General features: G+C 60.7%; 13 protein-coding genes. 7 read left to right on the plus strand and 6 right to left on the minus strand.

The window, feature by feature from the left end; all coding sequences use genetic code 11:
* The first annotated feature begins 499 nt into the window (after positions 1 to 499).
* Entirely contained in the window at positions 500 to 970 is a 471-nt protein-coding gene (locus tag HKK53_RS01710) for a DUF1289 domain-containing protein (RefSeq protein WP_027923350.1), read from the plus strand.
* Positions 971 to 1,000: 30 nt separating this feature from the next.
* On the opposite strand, the gene HKK53_RS01715 is transcribed toward HKK53_RS01710, so the two are convergent.
* Positions 1,001 to 1,864, minus strand: coding sequence for a universal stress protein (locus HKK53_RS01715; protein WP_169369045.1), 864 nt, complete (start codon positions 1,862 to 1,864; stop codon positions 1,001 to 1,003).
* 159 nt (positions 1,865 to 2,023) lie between these two features.
* Between HKK53_RS01715 and HKK53_RS01720 the strand changes: the two genes are divergently transcribed.
* The 3 genes from HKK53_RS01720 to HKK53_RS01730 all read left to right on the plus strand — a co-directional run bounded on the left by HKK53_RS01720 (position 2,024) and on the right by HKK53_RS01730 (position 4,784).
* Entirely contained in the window at positions 2,024 to 2,632 is a 609-nt protein-coding gene (locus HKK53_RS01720) for a tRNA-(ms[2]io[6]A)-hydroxylase (protein WP_169369046.1), read from the plus strand.
* A gap of 157 nt (positions 2,633 to 2,789) precedes the next feature.
* Entirely contained in the window at positions 2,790 to 3,497 is a 708-nt protein-coding gene (locus HKK53_RS01725) for a winged helix-turn-helix domain-containing protein (protein WP_169374156.1), read from the plus strand.
* Positions 3,498 to 4,784, plus strand: coding sequence for an ATP-binding protein (locus HKK53_RS01730; protein ID WP_169369047.1), 1,287 nt, complete (start codon positions 3,498 to 3,500; stop codon positions 4,782 to 4,784).
* A 111-nt stretch (positions 4,785 to 4,895) separates the two neighbouring features.
* On the opposite strand, the gene HKK53_RS01735 is transcribed toward HKK53_RS01730, so the two are convergent.
* The 4 genes from HKK53_RS01735 to HKK53_RS01750 all read right to left on the minus strand — a co-directional run bounded on the left by HKK53_RS01735 (position 4,896) and on the right by HKK53_RS01750 (position 9,261).
* Positions 4,896 to 5,684, minus strand: a complete 789-nt coding sequence (locus HKK53_RS01735) for a MipA/OmpV family protein (RefSeq protein ID WP_169369048.1) — start codon at positions 5,682 to 5,684, stop codon at positions 4,896 to 4,898.
* 296 nt (positions 5,685 to 5,980) lie between these two features.
* The gene (locus tag HKK53_RS01740; protein WP_169369049.1) at positions 5,981 to 8,215 is read right to left on the minus strand and encodes a TonB-dependent siderophore receptor; all 2,235 of its coding nucleotides are present in this window, start codon (positions 8,213 to 8,215) and stop codon (positions 5,981 to 5,983) included.
* Between the two features lie 106 nt (positions 8,216 to 8,321).
* A complete protein-coding gene (locus tag HKK53_RS01745) occupies positions 8,322 to 8,810 on the minus strand; it encodes a GFA family protein (RefSeq protein ID WP_169369050.1) in 489 nt (162 codons plus the stop codon).
* Positions 8,811 to 8,856: 46 nt separating this feature from the next.
* Positions 8,857 to 9,261: a PaaI family thioesterase gene (locus HKK53_RS01750; RefSeq protein WP_169369051.1), complete on the minus strand. Its 405-nt coding sequence runs from the start codon at positions 9,259 to 9,261 to the stop codon at positions 8,857 to 8,859.
* A gap of 214 nt (positions 9,262 to 9,475) precedes the next feature.
* On the opposite strand from HKK53_RS01750, the gene HKK53_RS01755 reads away from it, so the two are divergent.
* The 3 genes from HKK53_RS01755 (at position 9,476) to HKK53_RS01765 (ending at position 12,670) form a co-directional block, all read left to right on the plus strand.
* Positions 9,476 to 10,360 carry a LysR substrate-binding domain-containing protein gene (locus tag HKK53_RS01755; RefSeq protein ID WP_169369052.1) on the plus strand — a complete coding sequence of 295 codons (885 nt, stop codon included), beginning with the start codon at positions 9,476 to 9,478 and terminating at the stop codon, positions 10,358 to 10,360.
* Positions 10,361 to 10,460: 100 nt separating this feature from the next.
* Positions 10,461 to 11,570, plus strand: coding sequence for an agmatine deiminase (gene aguA / locus HKK53_RS01760; RefSeq protein ID WP_169369053.1), 1,110 nt, complete (start codon positions 10,461 to 10,463; stop codon positions 11,568 to 11,570).
* 2 nt (positions 11,571 to 11,572) lie between these two features.
* Positions 11,573 to 12,670, plus strand: a complete 1,098-nt coding sequence (locus HKK53_RS01765; protein ID WP_169369054.1) for an extracellular solute-binding protein — start codon at positions 11,573 to 11,575, stop codon at positions 12,668 to 12,670.
* 107 nt (positions 12,671 to 12,777) lie between these two features.
* Here HKK53_RS01765 and HKK53_RS01770 read toward each other — a convergent pair whose 3' ends face one another.
* Positions 12,778 to 13,395 carry a DNA-3-methyladenine glycosylase family protein gene (locus HKK53_RS01770; RefSeq protein WP_169369055.1) on the minus strand — a complete coding sequence of 206 codons (618 nt, stop codon included), beginning with the start codon at positions 13,393 to 13,395 and terminating at the stop codon, positions 12,778 to 12,780.
* Between the last annotated feature and the right edge of the window lies 1 nt (position 13,396).

A 13,396-nucleotide genomic window follows, 5' to 3' on the forward strand; every position in this document is an offset into this window, starting at 1 on the left:
TGCGCTGCGTGGCGTTGTGGGCCACTTAGCCAGAATTACCGACAATTCCTTACAGAAGCTGCTTTCAAAGTTTTACGCCTGCAGAACGGGGAGCTGATGAGGGTTGGCGTTGGGCTTTTCCCCGCTGGAAAAACCCATCGCCAACTCCGCTCTGAAGGAACGACTGTGCTCGTGACGCTTTGAAAACAGCTTCAAACGGACATTGGCGCCTTAAAAGGCTGGCTGATTCTACGGCAAAAAAAAATTAAAGGTAAGTGAGGGGCTATTGGACTTTGGTGGCGAGTCGCGTTGTGTGCCTACGTGTGCGAGGCAAGGCGCGGGATGCCGCTAATGGTTGTTCCCTTGGTAAATCCCGCAACGCAGCCACGCGCTCGTAGGCGCGCAACGCGGCCGGCACCAAAGTCCAATAGGCCCTTCGCCTTTAACTTTGAGGGGTGATCAATGTTAGACAAAGGGCTAACATGCCCACCTGTTTTGCTTTCCCGTGTTTTGCCTACCTATGCCCAATCAGACCATCAAGACCCCCTGCGTCGGCCTCTGCTCCACCGTTTACGGTGATCTGGTGTGCCGTGGCTGCAAGCGTTTCCACCACGAAGTGATCAACTGGAACGGTTACAACGAGGAAGAAAAACGCGCGGTGTGGCTGCGTCTTGAGCAACTGCTGTCCCAGGTGATGGCCAGCAAGCTTGAGGTTTTCGACCCGCAGCGCCTGCGTTTGCAGCTTGAGCAACGCAAAATCCGCTTTGTGCCGCATCAGTCGGAATATTGCTGGGCCTACCAGTTGATCGCTCGCGGGGCACGGGTGATCAACAATCTGGAGGCCTACGGGATGGTGCTGATGCCGGAGTTTCGCGACTGGAACCTGCCGGAACTGCGCGATGCCATTGATCGGGAGTTTTTCCTGCTGTCAGAAGCGCATTACCAGCGCTACATCGCGCCGGGGTTCCTCAAGGACGCCTTTGGCGCCTAAAGTCTAAAAGCTTCGCGGGCACAACACTCTTCAATGCCGCGTCACAACTTCCTCAAGATGATCCATTATCTCATCCGGCTTGAGCACCAGCACATCGCTCTCCACCGCATCCAGCACCACCTCCGCCGTATTGCCGATCAACGCCCCGGACAATCCGGACCGCGCCACCGTACCGATCACGACCACTGCCGCCTGAAGCTTATGGACCATAAACGGAATCAAAACATCCGCCGGACCTTCCTCGATATGCAGGTGTTCATCGTCGATATCGAACTCGGCCTGAAACGCTTTGCACTGTTCGCGATAGCGCGCTTCGATGGTTTCGCTGAGTTGCAACGTCGGGTCGGCCGCTGACAGCATGGGCGACGGATGGGCGCTGACCACGTGCAACTGCGCCTTGGCCAGGCTGGCGATGTCATACCCGTGATCGACAATGCAGGCATGCAGCGTGCGGTGTTCGCCGTCGGTGTTGCCGACGTCGATGGCCGCCAGGATGACCCCGCCGGTCCACGGCTTGGAGGTTTTGACCAGCAGCACCGGGGTCGGGCAGTAGCGCAGCAGCTTCCAGTCAGCCGGGGTCAGCAGGGCTTTTTTCAGTGGGCTGTCGGGGAAATGCTGCTTGATTACCAGCCCACAGCCTTCGGCTTGCTGCACGTCGACGATGGTTTCATGCAGGCTTTCGTTCCAGGCCTGCTCGGTGGTGACGCTGTAGCCGTCCTCCACCAGCGCAGCCTTGAGCACGCCCAGCATGGCGCTGTGGTCATGCTTTTTATCGCAGACCAGCAAGTGCAGGTGGGCCTGGGTCACGCCCGCGATCAGTTTGGCCCGCTTGAGCGCAAGGCTTTCCGAGTGTTCGGGTTCGATGACCACCAGGATGCTGCGGATGGCTTGCATGGTCGGGATCTCCAGGAAGTAAAAAACACTGCGTTGGACAACTATAGTTGCTGCCCGACAATACGGGACTTGATGCATATCAATGGCGGCGACTGGTGGTCTGCCGACAAGCCCGTATAATCGGCGCCCTTCGTTTTGAACCTTTTATCCGTGAGCCCCATGATCCTTCCCGAAATTCACGAGTTCCTCGGCTGCCGCACCCCTGACGGCTGGGTCCAGGCCGCGCTGGCCGATCAGGAAACCTTGCTGATCGACCACAAGAACTGCGAATTCAAGGCCGCCAGCACGGCGTTGAGCCTGATCGCCAAGTATCACTCCCACGTTGACCTGATCAACCTGATGTCACGCCTGGCCCGGGAAGAGCTGGTGCACCACGAACAAGTCATGCGCCTGATGAAAAAGCGCAAGATCGAACTGCGCCAGCTCTCCGCCGGGCGTTACGCCTCGGGCCTGCGCAAGGTGGTACGCAGCCACGAACCGGTGAAACTGGTGGATACCCTGGTGGTCGGCGCGTTCATCGAAGCCCGCAGTTGCGAACGTTTCGAGGCGCTGGTGCCGCATCTGGATGAAGAACTGGGCACGTTCTACTTTGGCTTGCTGAAAAGCGAGGCGCGGCATTTTCAGGGTTATCTGAAACTGGCTTACCAGTATGGGGACGCCAAGGACATCGCTCAGGTGATTGACCGGGTTCGCGCCGCCGAGCAGGAGTTGATCGAGTCGCCGGACGTGGAATTCCGCTTCCACAGCGGTATCCCGACCGCCGCGTAGTTAAATGATCTTACAAACTGTTAAAAACTCTTAAGAGTATGAAACATCACCCAAAACCGGCCCCCATGGCCGGTTTTTGCTGCCTGCCATCTCCGTCTTGCCACCGATTGCCGCCATAATGCCACCCACTTCAAACAAGGGTTGGCACACGGTCGTTATGGATAACCTGGGTTTTGGCAAAGTATTGCTGGTGGAAGATGACGAGAAGCTCGCCGGGCTGATCGCGCATTTCCTGTCCCAACATGGCTTCGAGGTTCGGGCGGTGCATCGCGGCGACCTGGCGTTGGGCGCGTTTCTTGAATTCAAACCGAAAGTCGTCGTGCTCGACCTGATGCTTCCGGGCCAGAGCGGCCTGCACGTGTGCCGCGAGATTCGCAGCGTGTCCGACACGCCGATTGTCATCCTCACGGCCAAGGAAGACGACCTCGACCATATCCTCGGCCTGGAATCCGGCGCCGACGACTACGTGATCAAACCGATCAAGCCACCGGTGCTGCTCGCGCGCTTGCGCGCCTTGCAACGGCGCCAGGTGCCGGATACCGCCGTTTGTAGCGCCCTGGAGTTCGGCCATCTGAGCATCGACCGCAGCTGCCGCGAAGTGCGCCTGGCGGGTGAGGGCATCGAGCTGACCACCATGGAATTCGAGCTGCTGTGGCTGCTGGCGAGCGCTGCCGGCAAGATCCTGTCCCGCGACGACATCCTCAACCGCATGCGCGGCATCGCCTTCGACGGCCTCAACCGCAGCGTCGACGTCTACATCAGCAAACTGCGGGCCAAGCTCAAGGACAACCCGCGGGAACCGGTGTGCATCAAGACCGTGTGGGGCAAGGGTTACCTGTTCAATCCGTTCGCGTGGGAGCTTTAAATGCTGCGGTTATTTCTGGGGTTGTACCTGGTGCTGGCCGTGGGGCTGGTGTTGGCGTTGCAGACCGTCGAACACACCTTTAACGCACTGCTCGACAATCAGATGCAGGCCTATAACCGCGAGGCGGTGCGCGGTCAGGCGTATTCGCTGGTGGAGCAGTTGCGTGGGCTGGAAGGGGCGGGGCGCGAGCAGCAACTGGAGGCGTTGCGTCCGCATTACGGCTTGGGGCTGACGCTGGTCGAGGCTGATCAACTGGCGCTCGATGATCAGGAAAAAGCCCTGTTGGCCAATGGTTTGCTGGTGATTCGCGAGAAGTACACGCAGTTCATTTCCACCATTGATGGCGGCTCGCAACTGCTGAGCATCAAGCTGCCGGCCGAGCCGAGCCTGATGCCGTTCTACATCTCGGCGGCCTACCTGATGCTGGCCGTGCTGATCGGCATCGTGCTGTTCTTTTGGGTGCGACCGCACTGGCGGGATCTGGAGAAACTGCGCCTGGCCGCCGAGCGGTTCGGCGATAACGATCTGTCGTCGCGGATTCAGCTGTCCAAGCGCTCGAACATCCGCGACCTGGCTGAGCACTTCAACCTGATGGCCGCGCGCATCGAAGGGCTTATCGCCAATCAGCGTGAGCTGACCAACGCCGTGTCCCATGAATTACGCACGCCGATAGCGCGGTTGTCGTTCGAACTCGATCAGCTCAAGCAGCAACCCGATCCAACCCAGAACCGCGAATTGATCGCCGACATGTACGCCGATCTTGGTGAACTGGAAGAAATGGTTTCCGAACTGCTGACCTACGCCAGCCTTGAGCGTGGCGCCACGGTGATCAATCGCGAGAACATCCAGGCCAGCAGCTGGCTCGACAGCGTGGTCGGCAGTGTCGCGCTGGAGGCGGAGGCGGCGGGGGTGCAACTGCTGATTGTCGAGTGCCAGATCGATGAGGTGCGCATCGAGCCGCGCTTCATGGCCCGGGCGGTGATCAACCTGCTGCGCAATGCCATTCGCTACGCTGACGGGCGTGTCGAGGTGTCGTTGGTGCGCAACGATGATCGCTACGAAGTGCAGGTCAACGATGACGGTCCGGGCGTGCCGTTGGACGGGCGGGAGAAAATCTTCGAACCGTTCTCGCGGCTGGATGCCAGTCGGGACCGGCGCACCGGCGGTTTTGGCTTGGGCCTGGCGTTGGTGCGGCGGGTTTCGCAGTCCCATGGCGGGCAGGTGGAAGTGGCGGATTCGCCGTGGGGTGGAGCATCGTTTCGCATGACTTGGGCGCATTTGGATTAGTCGCATGATCGTTCCCACGCTCTGCGTGGGAATGCAGCCCGGGACGCTCTGCGTCCCCTTGGAACGCGGAGCGTCCCTTGAGGCATTCCCACGCAGAGCGTGGGAACGATCTTAGAAGGCATAAACCACCTGTCCCGCCACCGATGTCTGCAGCCGCCGCTCGACAATCGGGCTGTCCGCCGCCTCGCTCGCCAGATACTGCACCGCCAGCACCGTGGTAAAACTCCAGCGCTCATCAATCGGCAACGACCAGGTCAGGTCCGCCCCGCGACTGACCAGCCCGCCATGGGTGTCATGCGCCCGGAACTGACTGCGCGACGCCTGCGCGTTGCTCACGCCATACCAGGTGCGCAGGTAGTTGCTGTCGCCGAACTGACTGTTGAGGCTGCCGACCACGCTGCCGTATTCACCCTCGTAAAACGGTGCGCTGATGCTCAGTTTCAAGCGGTTCCAGGCCGAGCCGGTGTCGTGGTCGTCATCGTCCTTTTCCAGCGCATGTTCGAAGCTGGCGCCGAGAATGATCGGGCCCATGTGGTACTTCCCATCCAGACCGATGACCGGCCGCGCCTTGATCGAGCCCATGCCGTTGAGTTCGTCCGAGCCTTTGAAACCGGTCTTGCGGTCCTTGCGCACATCACTGGCGCCGATGTAGACGCTGAGGCCGAAATCGTCTTCGTCAAAGGCCCAACCCAGGCCCTTATCGGTGTCGAGGAAGATCCCATAAGGACTCTCAACCTTGGCGCCCAATAGCGGCGCCACGGTGCGTTCGTCGCTGCCGCTGTAACGCGGCACGCTGGCGGCGCCGGCACGCAGGGTGTAGCGCCAGTCTTCGGCGCAGGCCGAGGTGGAGGGAACGAGCAGGCACAGCGAAGTCAGCGACAGACACATGGAGCGAAACATGAGAGCACCCGAGGGAATTTGGATGCGCCCATGCTAGGCGGCGGGTGACGAGCAATCTTTGAGAGCTTTGTCGGGAAACTGTCAAAGACTGTGAAGGGCGGCGGCAGCCGAAACCCTGTAGCAGCTGCCGAAGCCTACGTCCGACTTGTAGCAGCTGCCGAGGCACGAGGCTGCGTTCGGCTGCGAAGCAGTCGTAAAACCTGAGCACGCGGTCTTCCTGAAACACCGCGTCGCCGAACGCAGCCTCGTGCCTCGGCAGCTGCTACAGGGATCGGGTCAGGCTCAGCCTTGCGGTGTTAGAAATCCCACTTGGTGGTCAACGTCAAATTCCGCGGCTCGCCATAGAACGTCGTATCGAAGTTGCCCAAACCGGTCAGGTAGCGCTTGTCGAAGACGTTGTTGGCATTGGCCGTGAAGCTCAAATGCTCGTTGTACTGATAGCGCGTCATCAGGTCCACAAGGGTGTAGCCGCCCTGTTTGATCTGGGTGTAGTCGCCCACGGTCGGGCTGTAGATCTTGCCGTAGAACGCGCTCTGCCAGCTGATGCCGCCACCGACGGTGACTTTGTCCAGCGCGCCGGGCAGGCGGTAGGTGGTGAAGGTGCGCACCACATGTTCCGGTTTGCTGGTGGACAGCGGGTAACCGAAGATCCTCTGTTCATCGGCGTCGCGGGTGCGGGCGTAGGTGTAGCCGGCCATCAAGTTCCAGCCCTCTGCCAGTTCGCCGGCCAGTTCCAGCTCGATACCTTGGGTCTTGGTGCCGTCGACGGCTTTGTAAATGCCTTCGTTGGTGATGGCGTTGGTGCCGATCGATTCCGCGACGCCGTCCTGCTCGATGCGGAACAAGGCCAGGCTGGCGTTCAGTTTGCCATCCAGGTACGCCGCTTTCAGCCCGGTTTCATAGCTGTCGCCCTCGACCGGGGCCAGGGTCGTACCGTTGCTGTCCTTGTAGGTTTGCGGCTGGTAGATCGAGGTGTAGCTGGCGTAAATCGAGTACACATCGTTCAGGTCATAGATCACACCCGCGTAAGGCGTGACCACGCCGTGTTCCTTGTAGCTGGTGTGGGTGTCGTCCAGGCCGGCGCCGGGGTTGTAGCCGTAATCTTCGTTGTACTTGAAGGTGCTCAGGCGGCTGCCGAGGATCACCGACAGGTCGTCGGTCGGACGCAGGCGCGTGGCCAGGTAAATACCGTTCTGGCTCTGGGTGCGTTCGTATTTGCCGTTCTTCGGGAACTCCTGTTTCGGCAGGTGACCGTTCCAGTCGTAGATGCTCCCCGGTACTTCGGAGAAAGCGCTGGTGTCGTAGGTCGAACCGGTCTGGCGCGAGTGGGACGTCATGACGCCGGCCACCAGTTCGTGCTCGCGACCACCCAGGCTGAACGGCCCGGAGACGTTCACGTCAGCGGTGTTCTGCACCCGATGACCTTCCCAGCGACCCCAGTACATAAACATGCCTTCGCCAGTGGCGCGGTCCGGGTTGCCACCGCTGGCCGAGGCCAGTTGGGTGTCGTGGTCGGTGGTTCTCTGGTCGAGGCTGACCTTGAGTTTCCAGTCATTGGCCAGGGCTTGCTCGAGCGAGGCGAAGTAAGTGGTTTCGTCGAAATCGCGACGGCTCCAGTCGGCAGCCGGGTTGAAGTGACGCGGGAAGTCGGTACGCCCGCCATCAGAGAAATACGTCGGGTTACCGGTCCAGGAACTGCCGCGCGGGGTGGCGCTGGATTTGTCGATGCCGAAGGTCAGCAAGGTATCAGGGGTCAGGTCGGCTTCGAGAATGCCGTAATACAGGTCTTTCTTATGGCTGTAATGGTCCTGGTAGGAATTCTTGTCCGAATACGAGCCGACAAAACGCCCGCGCACGCTGCCCGAATCATTCAGCGAACCGGAAATATCGCCGGTGCTGCGGTAGGCATCCCACGAGCCAACGGTGCCGCTGACCGAGGCCTTGAACTCCTTGGTCGGCTTCTTGCGGATCAGGTTGACGGTGGCGGACGGATCGCCCGAACCGGTCATCAGGCCGGTCGCGCCTTTGATCACTTCGATGCGGTCGAGGCTGGCCGAGTCGTCGCTGTTGTTGGGGTTTTCACCGTATACGCCGTCGTAGGGCTGGTTGACCCCGTCGTACTGGAAGTTGGTGATGGCAAAGCCGCGAGCGGAAAACTCGGTGCGGTCGCTGTCGTACTTCTGCGTCGAGATGCCGGGGGTGTTGCGTAAGGCATCGCCAACGCTCTGCACGCCGCGGTCGTCCATTTGCTGACGAGTGATCACCGTGACCGATTGCGGGGTTTCGCGAATCGACAACGGCAGGCCGGTGGCCGACGACGTCGAGCCGGTGGTGTACGAATGCGTGTCCTCGGTGGTCGCGCCCAAGGCCTGGCCGGCGATGTTGGTGGCGTCCAGTTGCAGTGCTTCGCCCTTGGCTGCGCCTTTTTCTTCGGCATGGGCGGCGGGAGCAAGGCTCAGCAAAGCGGCCGGAAGGGCCAGGGCCAAGGGGCACAAGGCAAAACGAAAACGCGCGGCGAGGTGGTGCGGCATGGCGGTCCCTTTGTATCGAATCGATCGGTAATTGAATGCGTCTGCAGGGTTAACCGAACGAAAAATGCAAAGGGGAACTGTCGTGCGCAAAAAAATCGATTTTCTTTCAGCGGCCCAAACCCAGCCGCTCATGCCATTGGGCGATGGATTCTTCGGGGTAGACGTCAAATTGCTTGTCTTTGGACTGAACCTGGACTTCCACCCACGGCGCTTTCGAACTCAGCATCAAATGCGTGTGCTCCGGTGGCACCGGCAACGCAGTGTCGATGGCCGAGGCAAACGGATGGATCAGCTCCGGCCATTCAGGGCTGAACAGCCATAACCCCGAGCCGCACACCGAACAGAAATGTCGTTCAGCCGTGCTGCGGTGCGCACGTTTGTCGCCTTCATCCTTGAGCCGCGCGTGGTAGATCGCGATGTGCTTGCGCCCACTGACTTTCAGACTGCCCGCATCGCCACTGATGTTGATCGCAAAACCGCCGCCACCCTGGGTTTTGCGGCAGATCGAGCAGTAGCAACGCTGATAAGGGTAGGGGTGGGCGCTGGCCAGACTGAACGACACCGCGCCGCAATGGCAGGAACCTTCGAGCTGCATGACAACCTCCGACTGTTCTTGAATGGGTTCAAGACAGCCTAGACCCTCAGCGGCTTTCGACCGGCACCAGAATCGCGTCACCGGTCGCCACCAGCTTCGACTGATCGCCCGTCTGCGCAAACAGCTCGGCGCGGGCGAACACCTGCTTCTTCCCGGCCTTCACCACCCGGCCCTTGGCGATGAACACTTCACCGACGGCGGGCGCCAGGCAATTGACTGAAAAGTGCGAAGCCAACACGTTGCCGGCCACTGTCCCGGCGGCAAAACCGCAGGCCGTGTCCAGCAGTGCGCCGATCAGCCCCGCGTGCAGGAACCCGGCATATTGCGCCATGTCAGCCTCGCGAAAGGCCATGGACAGGTCCGCTTCGCCGCTGATGGCGTGGGTGACTTCAATGCCGGCCCAGCGGTTGAACGCCGAGGTTGAGTTGATCTGTTTGAGTGCGTTGAGCATGGCGAATCCCTCCGATTGAGGGATCAACATGCACCGGGTGTGCGGGGAAGTCATGGTGGATAAAGGTGGGTGATGGGCCGGGGGATTGGTGGTGAATAAGCTGGCCCCATCGCTGTAGGAGCAAAGCTTGCTCGCGAAGAACGATAGCGCGGTCCCACTGGACGCCCGCGACTGGTCGGGGCAGCATGGGCCCCTCGAAATCGAGGCTCCACTCATGCGACGTCTACCTTCCCTGGCCGCACTCAAAACCTTCGAATGCGCCGCCCGCCACGCCCATTTCGGTCGGGCCGCCGCCGAGTTGTGCGTGACCGACAGCGCCGTCAGCCATCAAATCCGCCAGCTCGAAGAGCAACTGGGCGTGTCGCTGTTTATCCGCGAAGGCCGGCAGATTCGCCCGACCATGGCCGCCGGGCGCCTGATGCAAAGCTTGCAACAAGCCTTCGAACTGATCGGCGAGGCCTGTGACGAGCTGCGCGATCCGTCATCGCTGGCGGTGCTGCGTCTGGCGGTCACCGCCGAGCTGGCGCAGAAGTGGCTGATGAGTCGCCTCACGGATTTTTACGTGCGCTACCCGCACATCACCTTGCACCTTTACGAGCAACCGATCGACGCCACCGCGCCAGGGGAAGATATCGACCTGGCGATCACCTACGGCACCGGTCCGGTGGACAGCAGCGCGTTCTTCGTTCGGCCCTTGCCGGCGTTACAGTTTTTCCCGGTGTGCAGCCCCGGCCTGTTCAACCAGGGCACGCTGAAAACCCCGAAAGACCTGGCGCGCCATTGCCTGCTGCACGACGATCAGGACGGCAAGACCTGGACCGCCTGGCTCACCAGCCATGCCGGCGACCCGCGTCCGGAACGGCAGCTGTATTTCGCCCACGCCGGGTTGGCGCTGGAAGCGGCGGCGCAAGGGCAGGGCGTGGCCATGGGCGACAACCTCACGGCGCAGGAAGACTTGCTCAGCGGTCGGCTGGTGCGGCCGTTCGCGGCCAACATCACCGCGCTGGGCCAATACGCGCTGGTCTGTGAACGTGTTCGCCTGGAGCGTCCGGCGGTGGCGCAGATGCTCGAATGGTTCAACGATCAACTGGTCGATTGATGAGTTGAATTCAACTGTTCCGAAATAATCATCGTTGGCGAGGAGGGCGCTGGCGACCTTAGCCTGTGGTCATTCCAATCCCCGCTGATGAGGTTTGCCCATGGCACGTTTGCTCGATTCCACCCCAAAACAAGACGGCTTCCGTCTGCCCGGCGAGTTCGAAGCCAAGTCCGGCTGCTGGCTCGGCTGGCCGGAGCGCACCGACGTGTGGCGCAACGGCGCCAAGCCGGCGCAGAAAGTCTGGGTGCAGATCGTTACCGCGATTTCCCAGAGCGAACCGGTGACCGTGTGTGCCTCCGCTGCACAGTTCGCCACCGCCCGCCGGCAGTTGCCGCCACAGGTGCGAGTGGTCGAGATGACCTGCAACGACACCTGGTTTCGCGACAGTGGTCCGTGCTTTGTGGTCAACGACGCCAGCGGTGAAGTGCGCGGCGTGGATTTCGAATTCAACGCGTATGGCGGCCTCGACGGCGGCTTGTACTACCCGTGGGACAAGGACGATCAGATCGCCAGCAAGATCCTCGAAATCGAACGCTTCGACCGTTACCGCGCGCCATTGATTGCCGAACTCGGCGGCATCCAGAGCGACGGCCAGGGCAGCATCCTCACCACCGAACAATGCCTGCTCAACCGCAATCGCAACCAGCATCTGGGCAAAGAGGAAGTCACCCGCCGCCTGAGCGATTACCTCGGCGCCGAGCAAATCATCTGGCTGCCCCGGGGCTGCAAGTTCGACGAAACCGACGGCCACGTCGATGACCTTGCGTGCTTCGTCCGGCCCGGCGAAGTGGTGCTGCAATGGACCGACAACCGCGATGACCCGCAATGGGAAATCTACCAGGAGGCCTACGACATCCTGCGCAGCACCCGCGACAGCCGTGGCCGCGAGTTGATCGTGCACAAGTTGCCGCAACCGAACGTGCTGGAATGGACCGCTGAAGAAGCCGAGGGCCTGGATCAGCAGGACAGCACCCACACCCGTCAGGCCGGCACGAAGATCTGCGCGTCGTACATCAACTACTACGCAGGCAACCGCTCGATTGTGGTGCCGTTGTTCGGTGATCGTCAGGATCAGGCCGCGTTAGCCACCCTCGCCGAACTGTTCCCGCAACACAAAATCGTCGGCATCGAAAACTCCCGGGAAATCCTCCTCGGCGGCGGCAACGTCGCCTGTATCACCATGCCGCAATACGCCGGCAAAGGAGTGTGATCGTGAGCCTGCACAAACTGACTCAAGCGTTATTGCTGGTGCTTGCACCCCTGTGTGTGCAGGCCGCCGACTCCGATAAACCGGTGGTAAATCTGTACATCTGGGGCGAGTACCTGGCCCCGGACACCCTGAGCAATTTCGAGAAACAGACCGGTATTCATGTGGTCGCCGATCACTTCGATTCCCTGGAAACCGTCGAGACCAAACTGCTCACCGGTCGCAGCGGCTATGACCTGGTGCTGACGGCGGGGCAGCATCTGTCCCGGGCGATCCAGAGCGGCGCGATCCAAACCGTGGACAAACAGCAACTGCCGCATTTTGCCGGCGTCGGCGAGGAGTTTCGCCAGCACATGGCAGTGTTCGATCCGGGCAACCGCTACGCCGGGATCTACGCCTGGGGCACCACCGGCGTTGGCTATCAGGAGGAGGCGGTCAAGCAGCGCCTGCCCGACGCGCCACGGGACAGTTGGGCAATGTTGTTCGATCCGGCAGTGGTGGCGAAATTCGCCGACTGCGGGGTCAGCCTGCTCAACGATCCCAACGAAGTGTTTGCAGCGGTGATGAAGTACATGGGCCTGGACATCAACCGCCAGAGCCTGGATGACCTGAAACTCGCCGAGCAGCAATTGGCGAAGATCCGGCCCTACATCCGCTACTTCGACAACGACCTGAACATCAGCGACCTGGCCAACGGTAACACCTGCGTGGCGATGTCCTGGAACGGCAACGTCGCCATCGCCGCCGGCCAGGCTACGGCTGCGAACAAACCGTTCAAGCTGAGTTACCGGATACCCAAGGAGGGCACGTTGATCTGGTTCGATGCGATGGTCATTCCCAAGGACGCGCCGCATCCCCAGGCGGGGCTGGCGTTGATGGATTACCTGATGACACCGCAGGTGATTGCGCCGATCACCGACACCATTCACTACGCCAACGCGATTACGGCGGCGGATAGCTTGATTGATCCGGCAATTCGCAATGATCCGGGGACCTATCCGTCGGAACAGGTGCGGGCTTCGTTGTACAGCAAGAATGATAATGGCAAGGCGTTTAACCGGGCGCTGATTCGGGCGTTCAGTCGGTTGAAGTCGGGGTTGTGATGGGCTTTTGAAGGTGTATCGAATGGGCTGACGTCATCGCGAGCAAGCTTTGCTCGGGGTGTGGAACTGTAGGAGCAAAGCTTGCTCGCGAAGAACGATAACGCGGTCTAACGGTTAGGCACCCGCCACAAATACCACGCCGCCACCGTCCGAAACGGGCTCCACTCAAGTCCAATCTCAATCATCTGCCTGCGCGTAGGCTGCACCTCCAACCCCTTCATCCGCCGATACCCTTCACGTACACCAAAGTCATCCGCCGGCAAAATATCGGGCCGCTCCAGGCTGTAGATCAGCAACATTTCCACGGTCCAGCGGCCCACCCCGCGCAAGGTAATCAAGCGCTCGATCAGCGCTTCATCATCCATGGCCAGTGCCGTGGCGTAATCCGGCACCACACCGTCCAGCGTCGCCTGGGCGATGCCCTGGATGGTTGCGATCTTGCTCGCGGAAAACCCGCAACTGCGCATCTGATCAAAGTCTGTTGCCAGAATCTGCTCCGGCCTGGGGAACGCGCTGGAACCAAATAACCCCAATAGCCGCCCGACAATCGCGTCCCCGGCCCTGGCATGCAGTTGCTGATAGGCAATCGCCCGCACCAGCGACTCATAAGGATCACGCGCCGGATGGGGCTGATGCAGGCACGGGCCGATGGCGGCGATATGGCGTTGCCAGTCGTCATCGATAGACGCTAGAAAGGTACTGGCAGACTGATAGATGTCAGGCATG

Source organism: Pseudomonas sp. ADAK7, assembly GCF_012935675.1.
Classification (GTDB): domain Bacteria; phylum Pseudomonadota; class Gammaproteobacteria; order Pseudomonadales; family Pseudomonadaceae; genus Aquipseudomonas.

Bases quoted from the DNA above. Each gene is read 5' to 3' on its own strand.
- HKK53_RS01710 (WP_027923350.1), top strand. From the start codon at position 500: ATGCCCAATCAGACCATCAAGACCCCCTGCGTCGGCCTCTGCTCCACC.
- HKK53_RS01715 (WP_169369045.1), bottom strand. From the start codon at position 1,864: ATGCAAGCCATCCGCAGCATCCTGGTGGTCATCGAACCCGAACACTCG.
- HKK53_RS01720 (WP_169369046.1), top strand. From the start codon at position 2,024: ATGATCCTTCCCGAAATTCACGAGTTCCTCGGCTGCCGCACCCCTGAC.
- HKK53_RS01725 (WP_169374156.1), top strand. From the start codon at position 2,790: ATGGATAACCTGGGTTTTGGCAAAGTATTGCTGGTGGAAGATGACGAG.
- HKK53_RS01730 (WP_169369047.1), top strand. From the start codon at position 3,498: ATGCTGCGGTTATTTCTGGGGTTGTACCTGGTGCTGGCCGTGGGGCTG.
- HKK53_RS01735 (WP_169369048.1), bottom strand. From the start codon at position 5,684: ATGTTTCGCTCCATGTGTCTGTCGCTGACTTCGCTGTGCCTGCTCGTT.
- HKK53_RS01740 (WP_169369049.1), bottom strand. From the start codon at position 8,215: ATGCCGCACCACCTCGCCGCGCGTTTTCGTTTTGCCTTGTGCCCCTTG.
- HKK53_RS01745 (WP_169369050.1), bottom strand. From the start codon at position 8,810: ATGCAGCTCGAAGGTTCCTGCCATTGCGGCGCGGTGTCGTTCAGTCTG.
- HKK53_RS01750 (WP_169369051.1), bottom strand. From the start codon at position 9,261: ATGCTCAACGCACTCAAACAGATCAACTCAACCTCGGCGTTCAACCGC.
- HKK53_RS01755 (WP_169369052.1), top strand. From the start codon at position 9,476: ATGCGACGTCTACCTTCCCTGGCCGCACTCAAAACCTTCGAATGCGCC.
- aguA (WP_169369053.1), top strand. From the start codon at position 10,461: ATGGCACGTTTGCTCGATTCCACCCCAAAACAAGACGGCTTCCGTCTG.
- HKK53_RS01770 (WP_169369055.1), bottom strand. From the start codon at position 13,395: ATGCCTGACATCTATCAGTCTGCCAGTACCTTTCTAGCGTCTATCGAT.